The organism is Teichococcus globiformis, assembly GCF_042646265.1.
In the GTDB taxonomy this organism is placed as follows: domain Bacteria; phylum Pseudomonadota; class Alphaproteobacteria; order Acetobacterales; family Acetobacteraceae; genus Pseudoroseomonas; species Pseudoroseomonas globiformis.
Window position 1 is genome coordinate 89,190 of the sequence record NZ_JBHRTN010000002.1, and the last position, 25,851, is coordinate 115,040.

Genomic DNA, 25,851 nt, shown 5'->3' on the forward strand with positions numbered 1-25,851 from the left:
CTGCACGTCAAGGCCGCAGGGCCCGGCTACGGCCATCAGGCACAAAGCACACGGGGGATGGAGCCGCAGAGCGAGCTCCGTGCGGTGGGATCTGTGCGCTCTTTTCATGAACCTTAAGGCGCATTGTTCCCCTCGTATAACTTGGATGTGATCGCGTCTGGCTGATCAAGGCCACGTCATCATGCACTCAGCACAAAACCGACCCGGAAGCATCATCCGTTGCTGGCAGGCTCCCGCGCGCCAGAACGGGAAAGGGAGCCAGCATGGCCGGGCAGCAATCCGAGACAATCCGCTTTGCCACCTTCAATGCCTCGCTGAACCGCGCGGCGCCTGGCGAGCTGCTGGAGGACCTGGCCACGGGGGAGAACGCCCAGGCCCGCACGGTCGCCGAAATCGTGCAGCGCACGGCACCCGACATTCTGCTGCTGAACGAGTTTGACAACGCGACCGACCAGGCCGCCCTGGACCTGTTCCGCGACAACTACCTCGCTGTCGGCCAGAACACGCTGGGCCTGGCGGAAGGCTCAGCCGGCATCGACTACCCATTCGGCTTCACCGCGCCATCCAACACCGGGATCGCCTCGGGATTCGACCTGAACAATGATGGCCGGGCGGTGAGCACGCCGGGCGCGTCGGGCTATGGCGATGATGCGCTGGGCTTCGGCAATTATCCCGGCCAGTACGGCATGGCGCTGTACAGCAAGTATCCGATCCTCACCGATCAGATCCGCACCTTCCAGACCTTTCTGTGGAAGGACATGCCGGATGCGCGCCTGCCTGACGATCCCGCAACCGGCGTGCCGGGCGGTTTCTACTCGGCCGAGGAGCTGGCGGTTCTGCCGCTGTCCTCCAAGAGCCACTGGGACATCCCGGTGCTGATCGACGGCAGGATCGTGCATGTGATCGCGGCGCATCCGACGCCGCCCAGCTTCGACGGACCGGAAGACCGCAACGGCCTGCGCAACGCCGACGAGATCCGCCTGATCCGCGACTACGTCACCCCTGGCGCCGGCGACTACATCTATGACGACAACGGCCAGCGCGGCGGGCTGGAGGAAGGCGCCCGCTTCGTCATCATGGGCGACATGAACGCCGATCCCAAAGATGGCGACAGCGTCGGTTTCGCGATCAACCAGCTGCTGGAAGCGAAAGTCGTCAACGCGTCGGTGGTGCCGGAAAGCGCCGGCGCGGCGGAGGCCGCGGCGCAGCAGGGCGGCGCCAACGGGACGCATGGCGGCGATCCCGCGCAGGATACAGCCGACTTCGCCGATGCCGCGCCAGGCAATCTGCGGGTCGACTACGTGCTGCCTTCCGCCTCCGGGCTGGTGCCGACAGAGAGTGCGGTGTTCTGGCCCGGATCCGCCGATCCGCTCTTTCCGCTGACAGGCCGTTACGACCCGGCCGTGCCGCCGACCGGTTTTCCGGCATCGGATCATCGGCTCGTGTCGCTCGACGTCGCGCTGGCGGCAGGCCGCTTCAACACGCTGGACGGCACCGCGCCGGAGATCGTCGGCCATCGCGGCGCCAGCGCCTCGCGCCCCGAGCACACGCTGGAAGCCTACCGCGTCGCCATCGAGCAGGGCGCCGACCTGATTGAGCCCGACTTGGTGCTCACGAGGGACGGCCACCTGATCGACCGGCACGAGCCGATGCTGGGCGGCACCACCGACGTGTCCGAGCGCCCCGAATTCGCCGAGCGCCGCACCACCAAGATGGTGGAGGGCGAGGAGGTCACCGACTGGTTCGCCGAGGATTTTACCCTGGCGGAGATCAAGACGCTCTGGGCCCGCGAGCGCATTCCCGACATTCGCCCCGACAGCGCGGCCTATGACGACCAGTTCCGCATCCCCACCATCCAGGAGGTCATCGCCCTGGTGCGCGAGGTGGAGGCTGAGACCGGCAAAGCCATCCCGATCATCCCCGAGCTGAAGCACCCGACCTATTTCGAGTACAATGGCTACCACCAGGACGGCACGAAGATCGGCGTCGATACCAGCCGGGTGCTGATCGATATCCTGGTCGAGGAGGGCTTTACCAACCCCTCGCGCGTGTTCATCCAGTCCTTCGAGATCGCCAACCTTCTGGAGCTGCAGAACAGCATCATGCCGGAAGCGGGGATCGACCTGCCGCTGGTGCAGCTGACCTATGACCAGTACCAGGTGGATGTCGCCTTTCACCTCGATTCGGGCAATGCGGCCGAAGGCGTCGACCCGTCCCTGTTCGACCGCCTCGACTTCCCGCTGCGGCGGGACAGCATGCCGAACGGCGCGGAGAGCGACCTCTACTCGCCCGAGGGCATCGCGGCCATCGCCGAGTATGCCGAGGCGCTGAGCCCATGGGACCGCGACGTGTTTCCCTCCGCGGCGCTGGCCGAGCCTGTGGACGGCAATGGTGACGGCAGGGCCGAGATCACCCGGCAGCTCACCGGCGAGGTGGTGGACCTAGCCGCCCGTGCTCATGCTGAGGGCATGGAGTTTGTGCCCTACACGCTGCGCCTCGAGGAAGCGTTCCAGTCGCTCAACCCGGACGGCACGGTGCGTCGCCCTGTGGAGGAGTTCCTGTCCTTTATCGAGCTGGGCGCCGACAAGATCTTCACCGACAGCCCGGACGTGGGGCGGCAGATCGTCGACCAGCTCGTGGTCGGTGACCGCGCCATTGCCGCCCGCAACACCGGGGGCGGGCACGACATCTGGGTGTACGAGGCGGCGGCTTTCACCGCCTCGAAGGCCAGCAACGGCATCGATACCGCGCTTTATGCCGGCGGCGGGCGGATCGTCCTGCCGGACGGCGTGGAGAACATCGAGCTGCGCGGCGCGGCCGACACGATCGTGATCGGCAATGATCGGGGCAACCAGATCGTCGGCAATGCCGGCGACAACCTGATCCTCCCCGGTGCCGGCGCCAACCGCATCGATGGCGGTGACGGATATGACGCGGTGCAGTTCGCAGGGCGCGTTGACGAGTTCGACATTGTGGCGTGCGGCGATGCGACCCGGGTGATCAGCAAGGCCTCGGGCATTGCCAGCGAGTTGACCGGCGTGGAAAGCCTGTTGTTCCTCGATGCCCAGCGCAGCCTCGGCTGTGGCGGTGAGTGGATCACGGACTGACGCGCCGCACGGGCTGGTCCCTCGGCCGCTCCACCCGGGGCGGGCGGGGGCCAGGCTTCCGGCCGCGGCAAAATGGCGTGGCCGGCGCATTTTCATCCGCATCGATCCGCCGTAACCAGGACAGGTGACTGAGCCCTTCCTCCTTCCGCGTCTGGCGTTGATCCGGCACATGCCGGCGGCGGTTGCGCCGGGTGTATGCTACGGGCGGCTCGACCTGGCGGTGCGCGACGATGTTGATCCGGCCCTTGTGCTGGAGGCGCTGCAAGGCTTTCCGGCGAAGCGGCTGCTGTGCAGTCCAGCACGCCGCTGCCGCGAACTGGCGGAGCTTGTCACCGCCGCCACCGACCTGGTTTCCGAAGCCGACAAGCGTTTGCTGGAGTTGGATTTCGGTGCCTGGGAAGGCATGCCCTGGGATGCCGTGCCGCGTGCCGCGCTGGACGATTGGGCGGCGGACCCCTGGGGCTTCGCACCGCCAGGGGGGGAGAGCGGCGCGGAACTGGTGGCACGAGTGCGCGCCTTCCATGCGGAGATGAACGAAAGCGCCATCATCGTGGCGCATGGTGGTCCCCTGAAGGTGCTGCGCTGCCTGCTGGAAGGCCGTGCGGTGGATCTGCTGGCCCCGGCGCAGCCGCCGGGCTCGGTGTGGTTCAGCCCGCCAAAGTAAGAACCGACAGCGCCGCGCTTTCGGCGAGCACTGCCGCCGCGCCGAGCACATCGCCTGTCTGACCGCCGATCTGCCGCCGCGCCAGCATCGTGACCAGAGTCGCCGCCAGCAGCGCCGCCAGCGTCGCCCCCAGCGCCAGGCCGGCAGGCAGCAACGCCAGGCCCAGCGCTGCCATCAGCGCCAGTGCCAGGAAAGCGGGCACTGCGCCGGGCCGCCCCAGACCGGCCGAGAGGCCGTCCGATCGTGCCGGCGGCAGGGCCATGAGCGGCCCGAGCAGCGCCAGCCGCCCGAGTCCCGCCGCCACCGCCATGGCCGCCAGGGGATGTGCCAGGGACGCTAGCGCGGCGCCCCGCAGGCCAAGCGACAGGATCAGCGCCAGCACCCCGTAGCTGCCGATGCGGCTGTCGCGCATAATGTCCAGCTTGCGCGCCCGGCTGTGGCCGCCGCCGAAGCCGTCGGCGGTGTCGGCCAGCCCGTCCTCATGCAAGGCGCCGCTGGCCATCAGCATGGCCGCCAGCGCCCAGCATGCCGCCAGGCCCGGCGGCAGGCCCAGCGCGGTCAGTGCCGTCTGCACCAGCCCGCCCAGCGCCCCCAGCGCTGCGCCGATCAGAGGCCAGCACCAGACCGAGCGCGCCAGCGCCGCGCCGAAATCTGTGGGCTGCGGCAGCCATCCGGCAGGCAGCCGGGTCAGCAGGCCGAGCGCGGCACCGAACTCGGCGAGCCGCGCACGGATCATGCGGCTGGCCCTGCGATTCCAGCGGAGGCGAAGCTGGCCATGCCGCGATGGCATTCCAGCGCCGCCCGCACAAGCATGATAGCCAAGGCCGCGCCGCTGCCCTCGCCAAGGCGCAGTCCGAGGTCGAGCAGCGGCACCAGGTCCAGCGCTGCCGCCATCCGTCCGTGCCCGGACTCAGCCGAGAGATGGCCGATCAGCACGTGGTCCAGCCCGCCTGGCGCCAGCAGGGCCAGCGGCGCGGCGGCGGCTGTGCAGGTGAAGCCGTCCAGCAGCACGGGAATGCCCCGCTGCCGCGCCGCCAGCGTGGCGCCCAGGATGGCCGCCAGTTCCCGCCCGCCCAGGCACCGGGCGGCTTGCAAGGGGTCCTGCCGTGCCTCGGGGTGGCGCGCCAGGGCGGTTCGCACCAGGGCCTCCTTGCGCGCCAGCCCGGCATCGTCCAGCCCGGTGCCCCGTCCGGCCCAGCCCGCGCCGCCGAACAGCGCCGCGGCCATTGCCGCACCCGCCGTGGTGTTGCCGATGCCCATCTCGCCCAGGCAGAGCAGATCGGTTCCCGGCGCCACCGCTGCCACGCCGGCATTCACCGCGGCCAGGAAGTCGGCCTCGTCCATCGCCGGCCGCTCGGTGAAATCCTCCGTCGGCCGATCGAGCTCCAACGGCACCACGTGCAGCGCCGCGCCGCCGAGCCGCGCGATCTGGTTGATGGCGCCACCCCCCGCCGCGAAGTTCGCCACCATCTGCTCCGTCACGGCGGACGGGTAGGGCGAGACGCCCTGCGCTGCCACCCCGTGATTTCCGGCAAAGACCAGCACCGCCACCCGCTCCAGCCGTGGCTCGGACCGGCTTTGCCAGCGTGCCAGCCAGGCGGGAATGCCCTCCAGACGGCCTAGGCTGCCTGGCGGCTTGGTCAGCCGCGCCTGCCGTGAGTCGGCTGCGGCGGCTGCGGCATCGTCGCCAGGGATGGGATGCAACGCGGCTTCGCGCAGTGCCTTCAAGTCATGGAAGGGCAATGTTTATCCATCCTGCCGGGCAATGGCATGGAAAAAGCTGCCGCTGACCTGACCCCGCCGTCCGCCCGCCGGGCCCAAAACCGTGCCCCGGGCGTCGCGCAACTCGGCCAACGGAGCATCGCGGCCGGATTTGGTCAGCCGGGCATAGTGGAATTCGTGGCCCCGCAACACCTGCCCAGCCCGGCCCATCACACCGTCGGCCAGCAGCACCGCTTCCCGGTAGCCCAGGTTCATCTTCCGCCGCGCAAAGCTGGTTTCGTGGCCGAGCAGCCCGGCCATGGCGTGCCGGGTGCCCTCCGCATCCTCCAGCTCCTGGCCCAGCAGCATGAAGCCGCCGCATTCGCCATGCACCGGGCGCGTTTCGGCGAAGCGGCGCAACCCGGCCAGGAAGCGGCCGGCGCTGGCCAGCCGTGCGGCATGCAGCTCAGGATAGCCACCGGGCAGCCAGCACGCGTCACAGTGTTCGGGCGGCACTTCATCGGCCAGCGGGGAGAAGCGGTGGATCTCGGCCCCGGCCTGCCTCCATCCGGCCAGCAGATGCGGGTACAGAAAGGAAAACGCCGCATCCTCGGCGATGGCGATCCGCTGCCCCGGGGGCGGCAAGGCAGGGGCGCGACCGGTGGTGGTGGCTGGAACCGTACCGCCGCCCGCCTCCAGGATGGCATTCAGGTCAAGATGCGCCTCGGCCAGCTCAGCCAGCCGCGTCAGCAGGTCCGGCAGGGTGCCCAACTCACGCGCCTGAACCAGACCCAGATGCCGCTCCGGCAAGGTGATGCCGGTGTCGCGGGGCAGGGCGCCCCAGACAGGCAGGCCGGTGGCGGCAATGGCCTCCGTCGCGCCGGCGCGGTGCCGTTCGCTGGCGACGCGGTTCAGCACCACGCCGGCCACCCGCACGCCCGGATGGTGGGAGGCGAAGCCGCGTGCCATGGCGGCAGCACTCTGCGACTGCCCCGAGACATCCAGCAGCAGCAGCACCGGCCAGCCAAATCGTGCGGCCAGGTCGGCAGCGCTGCCTTGCCGCCCGGCTTCATCCCCCGCGCCATCGAACAGGCCCATGGCGGACTCCACCAGCAAAAGGGCTTGGTCCCGCGCCGCGCCGGCCGCCACGGCGCCCAGCAGGGCAGGCGGCATGGCCCAGCTATCGAGGTTCGGGCTGGGTCGGGCGCAGGCAACCTCGTGAAAGGCAGGGTCGATATAGTCCGGACCGGATTTCGCGGCCGCTACGGCCAACCCGCGCCGCCTGAAGGCCGCCAGCAACGCCAGCGTCAGGGTGCTCTTGCCCGAGCCGGACCGAGGGGCGCCGACCACCAGCCCGCGCGGTGCCGCGCCGTGAGGGGGAGGCGGGTTCATGCCCGTGGCGTTAGCGCGGATCGGCGTCCATGGAAATGCCGCGACGCCCTCAGGCAATGGCCTGTCCAGCCTGGCCGTGCCTGCTCTCCATGCCGCAGTGCAATGCAGATGAAGGGTCAGGAACCGGGTGTAAGGAGTTGATTTGGAAGTGGCCAGAATCGCGCGAAACCGCTTTGTCTTGCTTGCTCTGCCATGGCGCGGCGCGGTATTCAGCCGCTGGAGGGCCTGCAACACGCCCCCAACCCGACTTGCCGAAAACCCTGAACAACGGCCGGGCATGATCCCGCGCGCATCACATGAATGGAGAGCAGAGGGCATGGTTCAGCGCCACCTTCGCCAGACGCGTTCCGCCCCGATTTCCGCCTGCCTGCGCCGCGGCCTTGCCGGGTTGCTGGCGGCTGTCACCCTGTCGAGCGGTGCGATGGCCGCCGGCTTCCGCTGCGCTGATGAAGAAGCGCAACGCATGTTCGAGATCTCGGCTCTGAAAACGGAGCTGATGGTGGTCGCCACCACCTGCGACACCGAGGCGCCCTACAACGACTTCATCCGCCGGTACCAGTCCACGCTGAGCGGCAATGACCGCGCGGTGATTGCCCATTTCACCGGCCGCGACCGCCGGGCCGGGCAGCGCGCCAACGACACCTTCATCACCAACCTGGCCAATGCCCGTGCGCAGGAAGCCAACCGCGTGGGCAGCGATTTCTGTGCCCGCAACGCCATCCTGTTCAAGGAAGTGATGGCGCTGCCCTCCGCCGCCGAACTCGCGCCCTATGCCGCGTCCAAGGACCTGCTGCCGGCCACCATGGGCAGCTGCGTGCAGACCGCCTCCGCTCCCGCCACCCCGGCCCGCGCCGCCGCCCGGAAAGCTTCCCGCTGATGAAATCTGTTGCCTCGCGCGCGCCGCTCTGGCTGGCGCTGGCGCTGCCCGCGGCGCTCGCCGCCTGCGCCAAGCCCGACGCGCCGCTCAGCCAGTCCACTCGTCCCGTTTACGCGGTGGACATGATGGGCGCCGCCAAGACCTGCACGGTGGAGGACAATCCCCGCCTGATTGATGCCCGTGAAACCGAAGTGCCGATGGCGCTGACCAACGACGGCGGCTGGTGCGGGCTGCGCGTGTCCCGTCCCGGCCCTGCGCCCTTCGATGCCGGGCTGCTGACGGCACGCCCTTCGAATGGCCGTGTGCGCGTGCAGGCTGTGGGTGACTGGACCCGCATCGACTACATTCCGGACGCGGGCTTTGCGGGCGAGGACAGCTTCGTGGTCCGCCTGCTGCCGGGCTCCACCACGGTGAAGGTCAATGCCAAGGTTGAAGGAGGCGCCGCCACGGCCGCCGCCTCCCAGCCGGTGGTAACCCCGGCCGCCACCCGCGCCCAGCCGGTAACCTCGCCGGCTCCGGCTCGGTCCTCCACACCGAGCAAGGCCACTCCTCCGGCCCGCCGGGCGCGCTGAAGAGTTCCCGGGGTGGTCGAACCATCCCGGGACCCGGACATCAACGGCCCTGGACGATATTGCGCGCCAGAGGCCCATCACCTCTGGCGGCTGGGCGTTCAGCCCTCTTGAGCCTTTTCATGCCCATGATGCGACTCGGCGCCATCCTTTGGCGGGGTCCGGGACGACATTGTTTCCGCAGCGAGGGCTTTGTGGTTCGCGCCTGCGGTCCTCAACAGCGCATCCCGTGTCGCGACGATGCCGCCGATGGCAATGATGGCCGGCGCCGCGAGCCCATCTTCCCGCACCGCCTGCACGATGCCGCCCAGTGTTGAGACCAGCACGCGCTGGCGCGGCGTCGTGGCTTCGGCCACCACGGCGGTAGGGGTGGTAACAGGCAGGCCTCCGGCGATCAGCGCCTGCGTCACCTCCGGCAGCCGCCGCATCGCCATGTAGAGCAGGATGGGTTGACCCAGCCGGGCCAGGGCGGCCCAATCCAGCGCATCCTCGGCACCTTCCGCCGCATGGCCGGTGGCCAGCACTACCGCCTGGTTGACGCCGCGCTGTGTGGCTGGAATGCCCGCCGCCGCCAACCCCGCCAGCCCCGCCGTCAGGCCGGGAACGATGCGGCAGGGAATGGCGGCATCGGCGAGTGCCAGTGCTTCTTCGGCGCCGCGCCCGAAGACAAAGGGGTCGCCGCCCTTGAGCCGCACCACCCGCCGCCCGGCGCGAGCCTCGCGGATCAGCGTTGCGATGATGTCGGCCTGTCGGGCGGAAGGACGCCCGCCACGCTTGCCCATGAAGATGCGCTCGGCGACGAGCGGAGCGAGCGCCAGGATCCGGGGATCGACCAGTTCGTCATGGATCAGCGTATCCGCCTGGGCCAGCGCCGCCAGCGCGTGGAGGGTGAGGTGCTGCGGATCACCCGGCCCGGCGCCGACTAGCCAGACATGGCCCGGAGAGAGCACCGGCGCGGGGTGGCCCAGCAGCGCCTCGATCAGCGTAAGCGCGTTCACCGCGCGTACTCCGCATGACAGGCCGCGGGCAGGGGGATAATGCTGCTCCCGTGGAACACCTTGTGGATGACGCGCACCCTCCCCTGCGCCGCGGCTGGACCACGGGCGCCTGCGCCACGGCGGCGGCCAAGGCTGCCTGGCTGGCGCTGCGCAACGGCGTCTTCCCCGATCCTGTCAGCATCACCCTGCCTCGTGGCGAGCAACCCGAATTCGCCTTGGCCGAACACGCGCTGCTGCCGGATGGCGGCGCCATGGCGGCGGTGGTCAAGGATGCGGGCGACGACCCGGATGTGACGCACGGTGCCCTGGTGCGCGTTGTGGTGCGACGCCTGCCGCCGGGCTCGGGGCTGGTCTTCGCGGCGGGGGAGGGGGTGGGCACCGTGACCCTGCCCGGCCTGCCGCTGCCGGTGGGCGAGCCCGCCATCAACCCCGGCCCTCGCGACATGATCCGCCAGGCACTCGGCAAGGTGGATGCACAGGTCGAGATCGGCATTCCGGACGGGGAGCGCATCGCCGCACGCACGATGAACCCACGCCTCGGTATCCTGGGCGGGTTGTCCATCCTGGGCACCACGGGGGTGGTGGTGCCCTATTCCTGCTCGGCCTGGATCCATTCCATCCATCGCGGCGTGGATGTGGCGCGGGCGGTGGGGCTGGAGCATGTCGCCGGTGCCACCGGCAGCACCAGCGAGGCCGCCATCCGCGCACTTGATGCCCTGCCCGAACAAGCGCTGATCGACATGGGCGATTTCGTCGGCGGGATGCTGAAATACATCCGCGCTCACCCGGTGCCACGCGTGACCGTGGCCGGCGGCCTGGCAAAGATCACCAAACTGGCGCAGGGGCGACTTGACTTGCATTCGAGGCGTGGCGGCGTCGAACTGGTGGCGCTGGCCGAACTGGCGCGCGGGGCCGGGGGAAGCGCCGCACTCGGCATGCGGATCGAGGCGGCGAACACCGCGCTGGAGGCCTTCACCCTGGCGGCGGGCGAGGGTGTCGCCCTGCCTGAGGCCGTTGCCGATCGCGCACGGTGCGTGGCGCAGGCGGTGGTCGAGGGCAGCGGGGTTGCGGTGGACGTGGCGCTGTTCGGGCGGGACGGTGCGCTGCTGGCCCGGGCGGGCTAGAACAGGCTCCGCCTCCCCACATTTCCCCTGCGAGGGACCGAACTGCCTGGACCCCTGTTCAGGGAAAGTCATGCCTGATGCGGCCGGGCGCCGTATGTCGCAAGCGTTGCCATCATTGCGAAACGCCATCCGGCGGGTTCCAGGCTGGGCTGGGGCGTGCGTGGTAGCAGGCCAGGAACAGGCTTCCAGAGGCCTCATGCCTTGGGCGGGAGGGGTTTGGGAGGGGCGGCGCCCTTCCCGGCGAGCCAACGCCACCATCATCGGAATCGCCGCTGGTATTCCGCGCTGTAGAGCGCACTGTCGCGGAACTCTCCCGCTTCCAGCGCCCGCCCGATCAGGATCAGCGCCGTCCGTTCCGCCGGTTCGGCGGCGAATTTCGTTGTGATATCGCCAAGGGTGCCGCGCAGGATTCGTTCCTCGGGCCAGGAGGCGCGCACCACGATAGCCACCGGGCAGTCGGGGCCATGGATGGGCATGAGCCGCGCAACAATGTCGGGCAAAGCGTGGATGGCCAGATGGATGGCGAGCGTTGCCCCGGTCTGCGCGAAGACTTCCAGGGATTCGGGTTCCGGCATGGGCGAGGCGCGGCCGGAAACGCGGGTCAGCACCACGCTTTGCGCAAGGGCGGGCACCGTCAGTTCGCGGCCGAGGGCGGCGGCAGCGGCGGCGAAGGCGGGTACGCCGGGGGTAAGGGTGTAGGAGATGCCGAGGCGGTCGAGCCGGCGAAGCTGCTCGGCGAGGGCCGACCAGATGGAAAGGTCGCCGGAATGAAGGCGCGCGACATCCTGCCCGGCTTCGTGCGCGCGGCTGTATTCCCCCTCGATGGCGTCGAGATCGAGGGGGGCCGTGTCCACAAGACGCGCATCGGGTGGGCAGTGGCGCAGCATGTCGGGCGGGATGATGGAGCCGGCGTAGAGGCAGACCGGGCAGGCCGCCAGCAGATCGCGCCCACGGAGGGTGAGGAGGTCGGGCGCGCCGGGGCCGGCGCCGATGAAGTGAACGGTCATGCCGAAACAGTCCAGGCAGAAAGGGCGCAGGTGATGCCCGGCCCGCCGATGCGCGGCAAGATCAGGGCGCCGCCGGACGCCAGGGCGCAGCCTTCAGCCACGGAGGCAAGGCCGGTGGCGCGCAGCGCGGCGTCGGAGCGTGTCGGGCAACGCGGCTGGGCGGCGAGAATGGCCTGGTGCGTCACATAGACCAGCGGGGTGCCGAGAACGGCGGCGGCGTCCTCCAGCGCGGCGAGACCGCGGCGGAACTCCGGGGCGGCGAGGCGGGTCACGCGGTGGCCGGAGAGCGCCTCGGCGCGCCGGATCAGGGCCAGAATGTCGGCGGCCTGCGCGGCGGGGCGGGCGCCGAGCCCGGCGATGGCCTCGGGTGTGATCATGGCTTTGCCGCAGCATACTGGGTGACGGTCATCAGTGGGCGCCAACCATGGCGGGTGCCGACCTTGTCCAGCCGCTCGATGCCGATCCGGGTAAGGCTGCCGCCCCATTCGGCATGGGCGGCGATCAGGGCGGCCTCGGTTTCGAGCGTGACGGCGTTGGCGACAAGCCGGCCGCTGGAACGCAGCGCTGTCCAGGCGGCGTGCAGCACGGTCGGGTTGCAGCCGCCGCCGATAAACACGGCGTCGGGCTGTGGCAGGCCTTCCAGACCTTCCGGCGCGGCGGCCTCCAGGATGCGCAGTCCCGGCGTGCCGAGGGTGAGGGCGTTGCGGGCGGCGCGCGCGGCACGGTCCGGGCGCGGCTCCAGCCCGATGGCGCGCAGGGTGGGATGGCGCAGCAGCCATTCGATGGCCACCGAGCCGGAACCGCAGCCGATATCCCACAGCAGCTCGCCCTGGCGCGGCGCCAGCGCGGCCAGGGTGATGGCCCGCGTTTCGCGCTTGGTGATCTGCCCGTCCTGCTCGAACAGCCATTCCGGCAGGCCGGTGCTGAGCGGCAGGATACGCGCCTCCGGCCCGGCCACGACCTCGATGGCCAGCAGGTTCAGCGGGCCGGGGATGAAATCGAAGGTGTTGGCAGTGGCGGCTTGAATGCGCTCGCACGGGCCACCCAGCGCCTCCAGCAGGTGAATGCGGCTGGAACCGAAGCCGTGGCGCGTGAGCAGCGCCGCCGCCGCCGAGGGCGTCGTCGCATCGGCTGAAAGGGCCAGGATGCGTGCACCCGGCTGCAACAACGGCAGGATGGGCTCCAGGGGGCGGCCGCAGAAGGAGATCGTGGCGCAATCCTGCCCGGCCCAGCCCAGCCGCGCGCAGGCCAGGGAAAAAGCGGAGGGTGCCGGGATGCAAAGGAACTCGGTGGGCGGCACCTGCCGCGCCAGGGTGGCGCCGACGCCGAAGCAGAAGGGGTCGCCTGAGGCCAGCACGGCGGTCGGGCGCCCGCGCCGCGCCAGCAGCGTCGGATAGCCATCGGTCATGGGGCTGGGCCAGGGATGCGCCTCGCCCCGGATGAGCGGAGCGGCGAGGGCAAGGTGCCGCGCGCCGCCAAACACCGCCTCCGCGCCCCGCAGCAGGGATTGGGCGGAGGGGACCAGGCCCTCGACGCCATCCTCGCCAATGCCCAGGATGGAAAGCCAGGGATCGCTCATGCCGGGGTTTTATGCGGGTTCTGTTGCTGGGGGGAACAACGGAAGGTTCGGCGCTGGCGCGTGCCATGGCCAAGGCCGGGCAGGATGCCGTGCTGTCGCTGGCAGGGGTGACGCGGGCGCCGCGTGCCCAGCCCCTGCCCACGCGGATCGGCGGGTTCGGCGGTGTTGCCGGACTGGTGGATTATCTGCGCGCGGAGCGGATCGGCGGGGTGATCGACGCCACCCACCCCTTCGCCGCGCGGATGACGCGCAACGCCGCCGAGGCCACCGCCATCACCGGCATGCCCCTGCTGAGGGTGGATCGCCCAGCCTGGGCGATGCGGCCCGGATGGCGCAGTGTTGCGAGCATGGCGGAAGCCGCCGAAGCCCTTGGTCCCGTGCCGCGCCGTGCATTCCTCGCCGTGGGGCGGAAGGATCTGGCTCCCTTTGCCGCCTCGCCCTGGCACGACTACCTGATCCGCAGCATCGATGCCCCGCCGGCCGAGCTGCTGCCGCCTCGCGCGGCGCTGATCACCGCGACCGGTCCCTTCGCGCTGGAGGATGAGCGGCGCCTGCTGTGGGAGCGACGCATCGAAATCGTGGTGGCCAAGAATTCCGGCGGCGACGCGACCTTCGCCAAACTGCAGGCGGCGTCCGAGCTGGGGATCGGCGTCATCCTGCTGGCACGGCCCGAGGGCCCGCCGCAGATCCGCACCGTGCCGGATGCGAGGGGAGCGCTGGCCTGGCTTCATGATTTGTCCGCCACCCCAGCCCCAGGGACAGAGCGCGGAGCGTAAAGCCACGGGCGCTGCCCGTCCCGCGCAATGCTGCGGGTGGCCGCGGAGCCGACCAGCACCAGGGTTCGCATGTCGGCCAGCGCCGGATCGGCCTCGGCCAGGGAGCGGATGGTGATGTTTTCTTCGGGGCGCGTCGCGGCGGTGGCGAAGACGATGGGAGTGGAGGGCGGCAGGATTTCGCGCAGGATGTGGAAGGCGCGGCCCAGCTGCCAGGGTCGCGCCCTGGAGATCGGGTTGTAAAGGGCGATCACGAAGCCGGCCGCGGCCACGGCGCGCAGGCGGCGTTCCACCACCTGCCACGGCTTCAGATTGTCCGACAGCGAAATGGCGCAGAAATCATGGCCGAGCGGCGCGCCGAGCCGGGCGGCCACAGCGAACATGGCGGAAAGGCCGGGCAGCACCTGGATGTCGAGGTTGCGCCATTCCGCCGGGCCATGCTCCACCGCCTCGAACACGGCGCTGGCCATGGCGAACACGCCGGCATCGCCGGAGGAAACAACGGCGACCTGTGCCCCCTTGCTGGCCAGCTGTAACCCGTGGCGGGCGCGATCAAGTTCCACGCGGTTGTCGCTGCCATGCGCCCGCTGCCCGTCGCGCAGGGCTACGCGGGCGACGTAGGGGCCGTAGCCAATGATGTCCGTGGCGGCGGCGAGCGCGGTTTCGGCTTCCGGCGTACGCTGTGCCAGGTTGCCGGGACCGAGGCCGATGATGCGGAGCCAGCCGCTCATCGCACGCCACGCCGCCCGGGGATCAGCACCAGGGCGAAATAGGGGGCGGGGCTGTTGTCGCGCTGGATCAGCGGCAGGATCTGCTCCTCCGGCATGGTGCCGCGCTCGGCATAGATGGCACGCTCGGTCAGGCCGAGTTCGTCGAGCACGGCGCGCAGCTTGGGCAGGTTGCGCCCGAGCTTCATGACTACGGCGGCCTGTCCGAGGCGCAGGGCATCGGCCAGTGCCTCGGCAGGCAGGGTGGCGGGGAGAACCGTCAGGATGTCGTCGCCATGCACCATGGGTGCGCCGGCGCGGGACCAGCAGCCGGCCATGGCGGTGATGCCCGGGGTGACCTCTACGCGGTGCGTGTTGCGCAGCCGGTCGAACAGATACATGGCCGAGCCGTAAAGGAAGGGATCGCCCTCGCAGAGCAGGACGACGTCGCTTCCGGCATCGAGATGCGTGGCGATGGCGATGGCGCAGGAATCGTAGAACGCCGACATGGCCTCGGAGTAGCGTGGGTCCTGTACTGGCATGTCGGTGGTGTAGGGGTAGTCGAAGCGCAGTTCCTTGCCGGCCGGGTTCAGATGCGGCGTGGCGATGGTGCGCGCATTTCCGGCGCGGCCGCGCTTGGCGAAGGCGGCAAAGACCGCGGCCGTGCCCAGGATGCGCGCGGCGCGCAGGGTGACCAGCTCCGGATCGCCGGGCCCAACGCCGATGATGTGGAAAACCGCCCTCATTCCTGTTCCGAGGCCAGTGCGTTGACGGCGGCGACGGCCATGGCGCTGCCGCCCTGGCGGCCTTCCACGATCATCCAGGGCACGCGGTTGTCGGCGGCCAGCGTCTCCTTGCTCTCGGCGGCACCGACGAAGCCGACCGGCAGGCCGATAATGGCGGCTGGCGGCGGCGCGCCGGCATCCATGAGTTCGAGCAGGTGGAACAGTGCCGTGGGTGCATTGCCGATGGCAACCACGGCCCCGCCCAGCTTCCCGCCCCAGAAGTCCAGCGCGGCGGCGGAGCGCGTGTTGCCGATCTCCTTCGCACGCTCTGGGACGCCTGGATCCCCCAGGGTGCAGAGGATCTCGTTCTCCGCTGGCAGGCGCGCGCGGGTGATGCCCTGTGCCACCATCTTCGCGTCGCAGAGGATGGGCGCGCCGCGCAGCAGGGCGTCCCGCGCGGCAATGGCGAAAATGGGGCTGAAGCGGATGTGCCGCGCGACCCCGACCAGACCGCAAGCGTGGATCATGCGCACGGCGATGCGCGCCTCGGTTTCGGTGAAGCGGGAGAGATCGGCCTCGGCGCGGATGGTGGCGAAGGATTTCGCGTAGATGGCTGCACCGTCGCGGATATAGTCGTAGGAGGAAGTCATCGCAGTTCCATCTCGGCGGCGGCTTCGGCCAGGGTAAGGCCGGCGCGCTGCGGGGCGTCGCCCGCGCGGCCGTTCCGGACCAGGGCGTAGCGCCCGCCGGGCTGGCCGACCAGGGTAACTGGCGCCGGGCCGGGATGCGCGCAGCCTTTGGCGCAACCCGAGAGATGCAGCAAGCCCGGCAGATAGGCCTGTGCCGCGAGATGGGCGGCATCAGCGCGGGTATCGGCCAGGCCTCTGGCACAGCCCGCGCTGCCCGGGCAGGCTCGGAGGATGAGGCGCGGATCGGCCGGGTCGGTGATAAAGCCGGACAGGTCCGGTGCGATCCGAAGGCCGGGCAGCAGGATGGCGCGCCAGGGGGTGATGCGAAGCATGCCGCTGCCGTGGTGCTCCGCCAGATCGGCGAGGGCCTGGAGATCGGTGCCGCGCATCTGGCCAAAGGCCGGGGCGAGGCCGAAGGTATCGGCAAGCGCGCCGATGGGATTGGGCGCGGGCGGCTCGGGTGGCGCGGAGCGTGTGGCGAGGCCGAGGCGGGCAAGAAGGCCAGGCTCCTCAACCAGGGTGTCTCGCATCCTGCGCGGACCACAGGCGGCCAGCAGCGCGGCAATGATTTGTGATGAGGGGTTGGTGGCGACGAGGCCGGGGAGGCGCAGTTCGGCACCCGATGGCGTCAGCCGCAGCAACAGGTCGGCGCTGATGCCGGTGAGCGGCAGGGCACCCCCGGCATCCAGGGCGAGGCCGAACTTGCCGGGGAGAGGTGCCAGCGAATCATGGGCCAGGATGCGCTCCAGCTCAGCGAGCCATTCCGTCGCGCCGGGCAGCATGGTCTTGTCATGGCCGAGCAGCGGCGGCGGGATGATGTTGCGCCGGCGCTCAATGCCCGGATCCGCGCTGGCGAGACCTGCCGACCTCATGGCAGCTGCGAAGGGCGCAACGTCCTCTTCGCGCAGACCGCGGATCTGCAGATTGCCGCGCTGCGTCAGCTCGATCCATCCCGGCGCTGCTTTTGCGATGATGCGCGCCTCCGCGCTGGTGATGGCGCCGCCCGGCGGCTTCACGCGGATAAGCCAGCCATCCCCCGACTGCATCGGCTCATAGATCGACGGGCACCACCCGCGCTTCGCCGAAACCGGCAGAAAGGATGAAGAGGGGTGCGGGGAAATTGTCTTTCCGCCGCTCACGGCACGTCGTTCCGGCGCGGCCGCCACAGCCCGCGCGCGCGCGCCTCGGCGAAGCGCCCGCGCATCGCGGCGAGGGCGGCGGGGTTGTGCGCCTCCAGGAAGGCCAGCACGTCCTCGTTGCCGAGCGTCGCATCGTGCAGCAGGTCGAATTGCCGGTCGAAGCGCGCGGGGATGGTGGCGGCAAAGGCGTGCAGCCCCTCCAGTCCGCGCGCAATGTGCAGCGCGCCCTGCTGGCCGTGGCGCATCATGCCCGCGATCCATTGCGGATTGGCGGCACGGGCGCGGACCACGCGGGCAATTTCCTCTTCCATGGTTCGGATGCGTGGGGTGTCGGGGGTGCTGGTGTCGGTGTGGTACAGGGCCGGGCTGGCGCCCAGCAGCGCTGCGGCGGCGGCCAGCCCGCCCTCATGGGCGGCATAGTCGGGGCTGTCGAGCAGATCGGTCTCGGCATGATCCTGGCTGTGCAGGATAGCGTCGGCGGTGGCGAGGCGTCCCGCCAGGGCGTCGCGATCCGGGGTGCCGTCGCGGTCGCGGCCATAGGTGGCGGCGGAGGCGTCCAGATAGGCCGAACCCAGGTCGTCCCGCGTGGTCCAGGCGCCGCGCGTGATACGGTCTTCCAGGCCGGTGCCGTATTGGCCGGGGGCGGCGCCGAAGATGCGCGCGGTGGCATGCCGCCGCGCATCGCCGGTGAGACCGCGCGCCGCATCGGCCAGGGGATTGTCGCCATTATCCTCGTCGTCACGTGCCGCGACTGCACGCACCGCTTCGTCGAACAGCGCGATCTGTGCCGGGAAGGCATCTCGGAACAGGCCGGAGATGCGCAGCGTCACGTCGATGCGCGGGCGGTCGAGCACGGCGAGCGGCAGGATCTCGATGCCGGTGACGCGGGCGGAGGCGGCATCCCAGAGTGGGCGGGCGCCGAGCAGGAGGAGCGCCAGCGCCAGATCCTCGCCGCCCGTGCGGAGCGTGGTGCTGCCCCAGAGGTCGATCACCAGCGAGCGTGGCCAGTCGCCATGTTCCTGCCGGTGGCGGCGCAGCAACTCGGCGGCGGCCTTCTCAGCCAGCACCAGGGCTGAGCGTGTGGGCACGCCGCGCGGGTCGATGCTGAACAGGTTGCGGCCGGTGGGCAGCACATCGGCACGGCCGCGCGTCGGCGCCCCCGCCGGGCCGGGCTGGATGAAGCGCCCGTCGAGCGCGTCGCGCAGGGCGTCGCGCTCGGCGATAGGGGAGGCGTCCAGATGCGCGGGGTCGAAGCCGGCCGGCATGGCGGCGAGCAGGGCGTCGCGCCGCTCGGGCGAAGGCGCGCGGCCGAAGATGTGCAGCCCGTCGCGGATCTGCATTTCCTTTACGTCGCAGAGCCAGGCATCGAGCCGCGCGAGGGCTTCCTCCTCGGGGAGGTTGCGTGGGATGTTCCCTTCGGCCAGCAGGCCAGCGGCGTCGGCGCGTTCCAGGATGTCCCGCCGCAGCAAGGCGGTGCGGCGGCCGTCCAGCCCGTCGGCGGCGGCGTACTCGTCAATCAGCCGCTCCAGTTCCAGCGCGGCGCCGTGCGATCCGGCGGATTTCAACGGTGGCGTCAGGTGGCCGATGATCACGGCGCCCAGGCGGCGCTTGGCGAAGGCGGCCTCGCCGGGATTGTTGGCAATGAAGGGATAGATCACCGGCAGGCCGCGCAGCAGGGCCACGGGGGTGCAGGCGGCGGAGAGCGCCGTCGCCTTGCCTGGCAACCATTCCGCCGTGCCATGGGTGCCGAGATGGACCAGCGCCTGGTGATTCTCGCGCAGCCAGAGGTGAAAGGCGATGTAGCCGTGGCGCGGCGGCGTGTCGGGGTCGTGGTGGCCCGAGCGGCGGTCCAGCACGCTGCCGCGATCCGGCTGAAGGGCGAGGGTGAACCGGTCGAGCCGCAAGTGGCGCAGATGGAAGATACCCTCGCGAAAGGCGGGATCCGCTTCCGGCGCACCCCAGGCCGAGTGGCTGGCCTCGCGCAGCGGGGCCGGCAGGGTGCCGAGCAACGCCTTGTAGGCCGCCAGCGACAGAAAGGGTGCGGGCGCCGAGGTGGTGAGGCGCCGCGCCAGGGTGACAGCATCTTGCGAGCCTTCGCCGAGATCTTCCAGCATCGCAGCCAGGCTGGCGAAGCTGTCAAGGCCCACGGCGTGGCCTTCCTGCCCCCCCAGCGCCGGGTAGTCCGGGAGCAGGATGGCGATGCGGCGCGCGTCGCGCGGCGTCCGCGCAAGTGCTGTCCAGCCCAGGGCGCGGTCGGCGGCCAGAGCGGCGCCATCCGCATCGGGCGCCAGCAGCGTCACGGCATGGTCCAGCCCGGGAATGGGCGCGGCCTCCTGCTTGAAGCCAATGGCGGTGGTGGACAGGCGCCCGTCGATTTCCGGCAACACCACCTGCATGGCGAGGTCGCTCTGCGAGAGGCCGCGCGTGGAGTCCGCCCAGACTTCCCGTGCCGCCCCGGACAGCATGACCTGCAGCACAGGAGCGCCTGCGGCATCGAGGGGTGAGGCGCCATCCTGCCGCGCCGAGAAGGCCGTTGCGTTGAGCACCACGGCGGGCCGCCAGCGCGCCAGCCGCTCCGCGACGAAGCGGGCGCATGCGGTATCCTTCAGACTGGCTGCGTAGAGCCCGCGCACGGAAAGGCCGCGCGCGCGCAGGGCCGCTGCCAGGGCCTCCATCGGCGCGATGTCGCCGGCCTGCAGATGCGAGCGGTAAAAGGTGATGACCGCCTGCGGCGCGGTATCCTCTCCGCCGAGGCCATGCTCGCCGCAGAGAGGAAACGGAACCGGCGGCGGCACATCGTCGGGGGCGAGCCCGCCGGCATGCGCGGCGATGCGCAGCGCGGCGGCGGCATTTCCGGGTCCGCCTTCCCGGAAGCAGGCGTCGAGGCGCTGCCGCAACGCCTTATCCATCGTGGACATGGCGGCGAGCCGCGCATCGTCCCGCCCGTCACCGGGCAGGATGGCCAGCGCGATGCGCTGTCGCCGGCACAGCGCGGACACCTCCTCCGCGCCGTAGCGCCAGTATTCCAGCCCCCCCAGCAGCCGGATGACGATGCAGCGGGCGTGGGCCAGAACATCCTCGGCGTAAAGATCGACCGACATCGGGTGGCGCAGCCGGGCGAGGCTGGCCAGACGCAGCGTCGGGCGGGGCTCCGGCAGGGCCTGCCACGCCGCGGCTGCCGCCGACAGGTCGCTGTCGGTGAAAGAGAGCAGCACGATGTCAGCCGGAGCGTGGCCAAGATCCTCGGCCGCCCCGGACTCGTCGAGTGTGCGTGTCTCTTGCCGAAGCAAATGCAAAGCGTTTGGTCCTTTCTAGGGGTCAGGCCCCTGGAACAGACTATGCCAGGATCGCCTTCGCGATGGCTTCCTGGTTCATTCCCGTCTGGCCGATAACCACGAGATGCCCGTCCCGGCCATCCGTCCAGGCGCGGTCGAAATGCGAGCGGAAGCGGCGGCCGACGCCTTGCACGGCCAGGCGCATCGCCTTGTTCTTCAGCCGCACGAAGCCCTTGATGCGCAGCACGTCGTGCGCCGCCGCCACTTCGGGCAGGCGGGCGAGCAGGGCGTCGGCACTCTCGTATTCAGGCAGGACAACGACGAAGCTGTCGAAATCGTCGTGCTCGTGCTCGCCATCCACGGCATCGTGGTGGGAGGGGCGGGTGGCGAGATCGTCCTCGGCGGCCGCGTTGAGACCGAGCAGAACGGAAGGCGGAACCACGCCTTCCTGCGCCGGCACGATCTTCACCGCGCGGGGCAGGTGGGCTGTGATATCCGCGCGCACGGTGCGCAAGGCGGCCTCATCGAGCAGGTCGGCCTTGTTCAGCACCACGATGTCGGCGGCGCCGAGCTGGTCTTCAAAAAGCTCGGATAGCGGGTTGTCATGATCCAGGGACGGATCGGCCCGGCGCTGGGCAGCCACGGCGTCCGGATCGTCGGCGAAGCGACCCTCGGCGATGGCGGGGCCGTCCACCACGGTGACCACGCCGTCCACAGTGACGCGGGAGCGGATAGCGGGCCAGTTGAAGGCCTTGATCAACGGCTTGGGCAAGGCCAGGCCGGAGGTCTCGATCAGGATGTGCTCCGGCGGATCGGCACGATCAAGCAGGGTTGTGAGCGTGGGGATGAAGTCGTCAGCCACCGTGCAGCACAGACAGCCATTGGCGAGTTCGACGATGTTCTCGGCCTCGCATCCGGGAATGCCGCAATCCTTCAGCGTCTCGCCATCGACGCCGAGAGCACCGAACTCATTGACGATGATGGCGATGCGGCGGCCGTGGGCTTCCTTCATCAGGTGGCGCAGCAGCGTGGTCTTTCCCGCCCCCAGGAAGCCGGTGACGATGGTGGCCGGCGTCTTGTCCAGAGGCGTCTTGTTGAGGCTCATGCGGTTGGATCCTGTGGCGGGATGGAAGGAACGCGGCCCAGCACCGCATGGCGCAGGCTTTCCGGCCGGCGCGAGCGCAGCACGGCGCCATTGGCACTGGCGTGGTAGGTCGCAGCATAGGCGATAAGGTCGGCCGCCAGGTCCGGAGCCGCGGCGTGGTCTAGGCCGCCCAGCAGGTAGCTCCATTTGCCGGGGGCCATCATCACGGCAGTGCAGCCGTGCTCGCAGGCGGAAAGGCACGCAACGGCGCGCAGCCGCAACGGCGTCCCGGCGGCGGCGGCAAGCGCCTCAGCCACCGCGTCGTGCAGGATGCGGCCAGGTGCTGTTTCACCCTCCGCCAGGGGGCGACGGGCACGGCAGGTGGTGCAAACCACCAGGGTCGGCGGATGGGCTTCGGTCGGCTCGGTCTGCACAATCCCTCCGGCGGCGGTAAGGCACGGGGATGCGTCCGACCGCCCGCACAGGCCGGGCAGGGCCGATGCGGGACCGATAGTGCCCGGGGGTGGATGCCCGGGCCCATCGCCGCCCGCCGGGGCACCCCGCCCGGTGGCACGATCCAATGGTGGATGGCAGGTCTCCTGGCTCGCGGATCCTGGCGCCCCCCGGTCGCCTTCCCAGCTCCGCATGGCGGGGCCAGTGGCCTGTGTCCGGGGTGCTCTCCGCCTACAGTTGCGGGGGCAGCCGCGGCCTGGGGGCGAACCCCGCACCGCATTCCCTCTTCGCCCCCTGTTGCCAGAGGGACCATCCGCCATGGTGGTAGGCGGCCATGGGGGCGGGTGTCAAACCGGACGTAAGGCGCGAAGGCCCAGCTGAAACTGTGGCTGCTGTGCCGAGTTCTTGGCTTAATGTCCTGAATACATACGCAAGAGATGAGCGAAATAGAAAATCAAATTGCCAGACCAGTGAGTATTCTCCTAATGAATACTTGCTGTGCAGGGGCGCCGAATCTCTACTATAGGTTTCAATATCTGTAGATTCTTTCGTGATGCGCCGGGCTCGATTTCGTTAAGGGTGGACATCGACCCTGCGATGCTTTAGGCAACGAGCCAACTTGGGTGCCGATCAAAATTGTGGCCTTATGAAGGCAGATCCAGCACTCCGGCTCCGGACCGGGAAACCGACCGATGGCCAACCCGTAACCCTAATGGAGGTGCCGCGGCCCCGCAGGCGGGCCGTCGCCCATGAGGATCATGGACCAATTGACCCCGACCCCCAACACGGCGGCCGGCGATGACGCCGTTCCGCAAGTGAAGATTGCGATCCGCAACGTTTACAAGGTGTTTGGCGACCGCTCCGACACTGCGATGCAGATGGTGCACGAAGGCCGCGACAAGGCCGAAATCCATGCCCAGACCGGCTGCACCGTCGGCGTCGACAAGGCCGATTTCGAGATCCGTGCCGGCGAGATCTTCGTCATCATGGGCCTGTCTGGCTCCGGCAAGTCCACATTGCTGCGCCTGATCAACCGGCTGATCGAGCCAACCGCCGGCGAAATCCTGATCGATGGCCGTGACATCACGAAGATGTCCCGTGCTGAGCTGACGGCCATCCGCCGCTCCGATCTCAGCATGGTGTTCCAATCCTTCGCCCTGCTGCCCAATCGTACCGTGCTGGAAAACGCCGCTTTCGGGCTGGAGGTCGCCGGCGTGCCGTTGGCGGAACGCCAGGCCAAGGGTCGTGCCGCGTTGGAAGGGGTGGGCCTGGTCGCCTATGCCGACAGCAAGCCGGACCAGCTCTCGGGAGGCATGAAGCAGCGCGTCGGCCTCGCCCGCGCCCTCGCGAGCGAGCCCACCGTGCTGCTGATGGATGAGGCCTTCTCGGCCCTCGACCCGCTGATCCGCACCGAGATGCAGGACGAGCTGCTCCGTCTGCAGAACGAGCACAGCCGCACCATTGTCTTTGTCAGCCACGACCTGGACGAGGCGATGCGCATTGGCGACCGCATCGCCATCATGCAGCACGGCCGGGTTGTGCAGGTCGGCACGCCGGACGAAATCGTGATGAACCCGGCGAACGACTATGTTCGCTCGTTCTTCCGCAATGTCGACGTGTCCCAGGTGTTCCGCGCCGGCGACATCGCCCGCAACACCCAGGTGACGCTGATCGAGCGGCGCGGAATGGCCGTGCCCGCGGCGCTGGAGCGGATGCGCCAGCACGATCGCGACGTCGCCATCGTGGTGGGACGTGACAAGAAGTACCATGGCATGGTGTCCGTGGATTCGCTGGCCGCCGCGGCGCGGGGAGCGTCGCCCGATCCCTACAACAAGGCGATCCTGCCGGATGTGGAACCCATCGCGGCGAGCGACACCCTGTCGGATGTGATCGGCCGTGTGGCGGACAGCCCGCACCCCGTGCCCGTGGTTGATGAGGACCAGCGCTACCTCGGTTCCATCAGCAAGTCGGCGCTGCTGCAGACGCTCGACCGTACCGGCAACTGAGGACTCCCCCGATGCAGGACTTCAATCTCGGCATTGGCCAGGGTGCCGATGCCGTCGTCAACTTCACGCTCGACCATTTCACGCCGCTGCTGGATGCCATTGCGGCGGTGATCGGCTTCGTGACCGATGCGTTCCGCGACGGTTTGACCGGCGCGCCGGCCGCAGTTGTGATCGCTGTCATCGCGCTGCTGGCGCTGTGGCGCGTAGGCTGGAAATTTGCCGCCTTCGCCGTGGCTGCCCTGCTGCTGACCATCAGCATGGGGCTTTGGGACCGGATGATGGAGACGCTGGCGCTGGTGCTGGCCGCCACCGGCATCGCCATGCTGGTGGGCATTCCGCTCGGCATCGGCATGGCGCGCTCCAACACGGTGCAGATGATCGCGCGCCCCGCGCTTGACCTGATGCAGACCATGCCGGCCTTCGTCTACCTGATCCCGGCGGCGATGTTTTTCGGCCTTGGTGCCGTGCCGGGCACGATCGCGACCGTGATCTTCGCCATGCCGCCGGTGGTGCGCCTGACCAATCTTGGCATCCGCCAGGTGCATCACGAGTTCATCGAGGCCGGCGAGGCCTTCGGCTGCACGCCCATGCAGCTGCTGATGAAGGTGCAGATCCCCAACGCTCTGCCCTCCATCATGGCGGGGGTGAACCAGACCATCATGCTGTCGCTGTCGATGGTGGTGATTGCCTCCATGATCGGCGCCGGCGGTCTCGGCAACACGGTGCTCACCGGCATCCAGCGGCTCGATGTCGGGACCGGCTTCGAGGGCGGGCTCGCCGTGGTGATCCTGGCCGTGTTGCTCGACCGCATCACCCAGAGCTTCAGCGGCCAGTCGCAGGGCTTCAGCGTCAAGCGCCTCTTCGCCGCCTTTGCTTCCTCGGGCGCTGCCCAGAAGGATGACCAGAAGGCCGAGGCGAGCGGGACGCTGGTGGCGCCCAAGGCCTGATCTCGCGGCGGGGGCCCATGTTCCCCGCCATTCATCTCTTCCTGTCTGTTTCCGGACGCGCCGCAAGGCCGCGCCCCAATGTCGAAGGACACCAACGCATGATCAGCATGAAAAAGCGGCAGCTTCTCACCGCCGGCGCCGGTCTCGCCGCCGGCCTGGTCACCGGCTTCCGGCCCGCCCGGGCGCAGGGCCAGCCCATCAAGCTCGGCTTCGCGCCGTGGGCCGATGCGGAGTTCGTCACGCGCCTTGCGGCCAGGTTGATCCAGGACAGGCTCGGCACGAAGGTTGAGCTGGTGCAGACCGACGTCGCGCCGCTCTATCAGGGCCTTACGCGCGGCGATGTGGACGCCATGCTGATGTGCTGGCTGCCGCAAACCCATGCCGATTACTACAAGCGGGTCGAGGGCAAGGTGGAGCGCCTCGGCACCGTCTATGACGGTGCGAAGCTTGGCTGGGTGGTGCCAGCCTATGTGCCGGAAAGCGAACTGGCATCGATCGCCGACCTGGCAAAGCCCGAGGTGCGTGGGAAGCTGAACGGCCGCATCCAGGGCATCGAGCCGGGCGCCGGGCTGACCCGGTTGTCGCAGGATGCGATCAAGGCCTATGGCCTCGACTACACGCTGCAGGAATCCTCCGAGGCCGCCATGCTGTCCATGGTGAACCGGCAGATGCGGGGCAAGAACTGGATCGTCGCCACCGCCTGGAGCCCGCACTGGATGTTCGGCAAGTACGACCTGCGCTACCTGGCCGATCCGCAGGATGCCCTCGGCGCCGCGGAAGAGGTGATCGGACTGGGCCGCCCGGGGCTGAAGCAGGACCGTCCGGAAGTGGCCGCCTTCCTGTCCAAGCTGCACCTGCCGCTGGAGGAGCTGGAAGCCGGCATGTTGGTGGCGCAGGAAGACAGCCAGGACGCCGCCGTTGCCAAGTACATCGAGGAGCATGGCAGCCGCGTGGATGGCTGGTTCGCCGGCTGAGCCTCCGCCTGAACGGGTGAATGGGGCCGGGTGCGGAGACGCGCCCGGCCTTTCGCATTCC

23 protein-coding genes and 1 riboswitch are annotated in these 25,851 nt (G+C 69.6%); of the genes, 9 read left to right on the top strand and 14 right to left on the bottom strand.

The genetic code is table 11. From position 1 onward, the window contains the following. Positions 1-263 precede the first annotated feature (263 nt). Positions 264-3,107, top strand: coding sequence for a glycerophosphodiester phosphodiesterase family protein (locus ACFOD4_RS00650; protein WP_379592540.1), 2,844 nt, complete (start codon positions 264-266; stop codon positions 3,105-3,107). Between the two features lie 124 nt (positions 3,108-3,231). Beyond that, positions 3,232-3,771, top strand: a complete 540-nt coding sequence (locus ACFOD4_RS00655) for a histidine phosphatase family protein (RefSeq protein ID WP_379592542.1) — start codon at positions 3,232-3,234, stop codon at positions 3,769-3,771. Here the strand turns inward: ACFOD4_RS00655 and cobS are convergent. The 3 genes from cobS to ACFOD4_RS00670 are packed head-to-tail and all read right to left on the bottom strand — an operon-like array spanning position 3,755 to position 6,864. Continuing rightward, positions 3,755-4,507, bottom strand: a complete 753-nt coding sequence (gene cobS / locus ACFOD4_RS00660; RefSeq protein WP_379592544.1) for an adenosylcobinamide-GDP ribazoletransferase — start codon at positions 4,505-4,507, stop codon at positions 3,755-3,757. The genes ACFOD4_RS00655 and cobS overlap by 17 nt on opposite strands. After that, complete coding sequence (gene cobT / locus ACFOD4_RS00665) at positions 4,504-5,514, bottom strand: nicotinate-nucleotide--dimethylbenzimidazole phosphoribosyltransferase (protein ID WP_379592546.1); 1,011 nt, start codon at positions 5,512-5,514, stop codon at positions 4,504-4,506. The genes cobS and cobT overlap by 4 nt, the downstream gene beginning before the upstream one ends. Before the next feature lie 3 nt (positions 5,515-5,517). Continuing rightward, positions 5,518-6,864 carry a cobyrinate a,c-diamide synthase gene (locus ACFOD4_RS00670; RefSeq protein WP_379592548.1) on the bottom strand — a complete coding sequence of 449 codons (1,347 nt, stop codon included), beginning with the start codon at positions 6,862-6,864 and terminating at the stop codon, positions 5,518-5,520. Between the two features lie 316 nt (positions 6,865-7,180). On the opposite strand from ACFOD4_RS00670, the gene ACFOD4_RS00675 reads away from it, so the two are divergent. Then, positions 7,181-7,741 (top strand): hypothetical protein, encoded by a 561-nt coding sequence (locus tag ACFOD4_RS00675; RefSeq protein WP_379592550.1) that lies wholly within the window; start codon positions 7,181-7,183, stop codon positions 7,739-7,741. Next, complete coding sequence (locus ACFOD4_RS00680; protein WP_379592552.1) at positions 7,741-8,313, top strand: hypothetical protein; 573 nt, start codon at positions 7,741-7,743, stop codon at positions 8,311-8,313. Before ACFOD4_RS00675 ends, ACFOD4_RS00680 begins: the two co-directional genes overlap by 1 nt. Positions 8,314-8,411: 98 nt before the next feature. Here the strand turns inward: ACFOD4_RS00680 and cobA are convergent, their stop codons facing one another. Beyond that, complete coding sequence (gene cobA / locus ACFOD4_RS00685; protein WP_379592554.1) at positions 8,412-9,308, bottom strand: uroporphyrinogen-III C-methyltransferase; 897 nt, start codon at positions 9,306-9,308, stop codon at positions 8,412-8,414. A gap of 14 nt (positions 9,309-9,322) precedes the next feature. Between cobA and ACFOD4_RS00690 the strand changes: the two genes are divergently transcribed. Beyond that, positions 9,323-10,432 carry a cobalt-precorrin-5B (C(1))-methyltransferase gene (locus ACFOD4_RS00690; protein WP_379592556.1) on the top strand — a complete coding sequence of 370 codons (1,110 nt, stop codon included), beginning with the start codon at positions 9,323-9,325 and terminating at the stop codon, positions 10,430-10,432. 257 nt (positions 10,433-10,689) lie between these two features. Here ACFOD4_RS00690 and cobM read toward each other — a convergent pair whose 3' ends face one another. The 3 genes from cobM to cbiE are packed head-to-tail and all read right to left on the bottom strand — an operon-like array spanning position 10,690 to position 13,018. Beyond that, a complete protein-coding gene (cobM, locus tag ACFOD4_RS00695) occupies positions 10,690-11,439 on the bottom strand; it encodes a precorrin-4 C(11)-methyltransferase (RefSeq protein WP_379592558.1) in 750 nt (249 codons plus the stop codon). Next, the gene (locus tag ACFOD4_RS00700) at positions 11,436-11,816 is read right to left on the bottom strand and encodes a cobalamin biosynthesis protein (RefSeq protein ID WP_379592560.1); all 381 of its coding nucleotides are present in this window, start codon (positions 11,814-11,816) and stop codon (positions 11,436-11,438) included. The genes cobM and ACFOD4_RS00700 overlap by 4 nt, the downstream gene beginning before the upstream one ends. Continuing rightward, a complete protein-coding gene (gene cbiE, locus ACFOD4_RS00705; protein ID WP_379592562.1) occupies positions 11,813-13,018 on the bottom strand; it encodes a precorrin-6y C5,15-methyltransferase (decarboxylating) subunit CbiE in 1,206 nt (401 codons plus the stop codon). Before cbiE ends, ACFOD4_RS00700 begins: the two co-directional genes overlap by 4 nt. A gap of 11 nt (positions 13,019-13,029) precedes the next feature. On the opposite strand from cbiE, the gene ACFOD4_RS00710 reads away from it, so the two are divergent. Continuing rightward, positions 13,030-13,794, top strand: coding sequence for a cobalt-precorrin-6A reductase (locus ACFOD4_RS00710; protein ID WP_379592564.1), 765 nt, complete (start codon positions 13,030-13,032; stop codon positions 13,792-13,794). Here the strand turns inward: ACFOD4_RS00710 and cobJ are convergent. Genes cobJ through ACFOD4_RS00745 form a run of 7 tightly spaced genes read right to left on the bottom strand, consistent with a single transcriptional unit; the run spans position 13,746 to position 21,844 of the window. Continuing rightward, positions 13,746-14,522 carry a precorrin-3B C(17)-methyltransferase gene (gene cobJ, locus ACFOD4_RS00715; RefSeq protein WP_379592566.1) on the bottom strand — a complete coding sequence of 259 codons (777 nt, stop codon included), beginning with the start codon at positions 14,520-14,522 and terminating at the stop codon, positions 13,746-13,748. The two genes, ACFOD4_RS00710 and cobJ, sit on opposite strands and share 49 nt — an antisense overlap. Further along, entirely contained in the window at positions 14,519-15,244 is a 726-nt protein-coding gene (locus ACFOD4_RS00720; protein WP_379592568.1) for a precorrin-2 C(20)-methyltransferase, read from the bottom strand. The genes cobJ and ACFOD4_RS00720 overlap by 4 nt, the downstream gene beginning before the upstream one ends. Continuing rightward, complete coding sequence (locus ACFOD4_RS00725) at positions 15,241-15,873, bottom strand: precorrin-8X methylmutase (RefSeq protein WP_379592570.1); 633 nt, start codon at positions 15,871-15,873, stop codon at positions 15,241-15,243. The genes ACFOD4_RS00720 and ACFOD4_RS00725 overlap by 4 nt, the downstream gene beginning before the upstream one ends. Continuing rightward, positions 15,870-17,051 (bottom strand): precorrin-3B synthase, encoded by a 1,182-nt coding sequence (locus ACFOD4_RS00730; protein WP_379592572.1) that lies wholly within the window; start codon positions 17,049-17,051, stop codon positions 15,870-15,872. Before ACFOD4_RS00730 ends, ACFOD4_RS00725 begins: the two co-directional genes overlap by 4 nt. After that, positions 17,048-20,347 carry a cobaltochelatase subunit CobN gene (cobN, locus tag ACFOD4_RS00735; RefSeq protein WP_379592574.1) on the bottom strand — a complete coding sequence of 1,100 codons (3,300 nt, stop codon included), beginning with the start codon at positions 20,345-20,347 and terminating at the stop codon, positions 17,048-17,050. Before cobN ends, ACFOD4_RS00730 begins: the two co-directional genes overlap by 4 nt. 40 nt (positions 20,348-20,387) lie before the next feature. Further along, entirely contained in the window at positions 20,388-21,431 is a 1,044-nt protein-coding gene (cobW, locus tag ACFOD4_RS00740) for a cobalamin biosynthesis protein CobW (RefSeq protein ID WP_379592576.1), read from the bottom strand. Then, the gene (locus ACFOD4_RS00745) at positions 21,428-21,844 is read right to left on the bottom strand and encodes a DUF1636 family protein (protein WP_379592578.1); all 417 of its coding nucleotides are present in this window, start codon (positions 21,842-21,844) and stop codon (positions 21,428-21,430) included. The genes cobW and ACFOD4_RS00745 overlap by 4 nt, the downstream gene beginning before the upstream one ends. Positions 21,845-21,982: 138 nt before the next feature. After that, positions 21,983-22,192: riboswitch (cobalamin riboswitch) on the bottom strand. A gap of 429 nt (positions 22,193-22,621) precedes the next feature. On the opposite strand from ACFOD4_RS00745, the gene proV reads away from it, so the two are divergent. From proV to ACFOD4_RS00760, 3 genes are all read left to right on the top strand, one after another. After that, a complete protein-coding gene (proV, locus tag ACFOD4_RS00750) occupies positions 22,622-23,869 on the top strand; it encodes a glycine betaine/L-proline ABC transporter ATP-binding protein ProV (RefSeq protein ID WP_379592580.1) in 1,248 nt (415 codons plus the stop codon). 11 nt (positions 23,870-23,880) lie between these two features. Beyond that, a complete protein-coding gene (locus ACFOD4_RS00755) occupies positions 23,881-24,816 on the top strand; it encodes an ABC transporter permease (protein WP_379592582.1) in 936 nt (311 codons plus the stop codon). Between the two features lie 98 nt (positions 24,817-24,914). Beyond that, positions 24,915-25,790, top strand: a complete 876-nt coding sequence (locus ACFOD4_RS00760; protein WP_379592584.1) for a glycine betaine ABC transporter substrate-binding protein — start codon at positions 24,915-24,917, stop codon at positions 25,788-25,790. Positions 25,791-25,851: the final 61 nt, after the last annotated feature.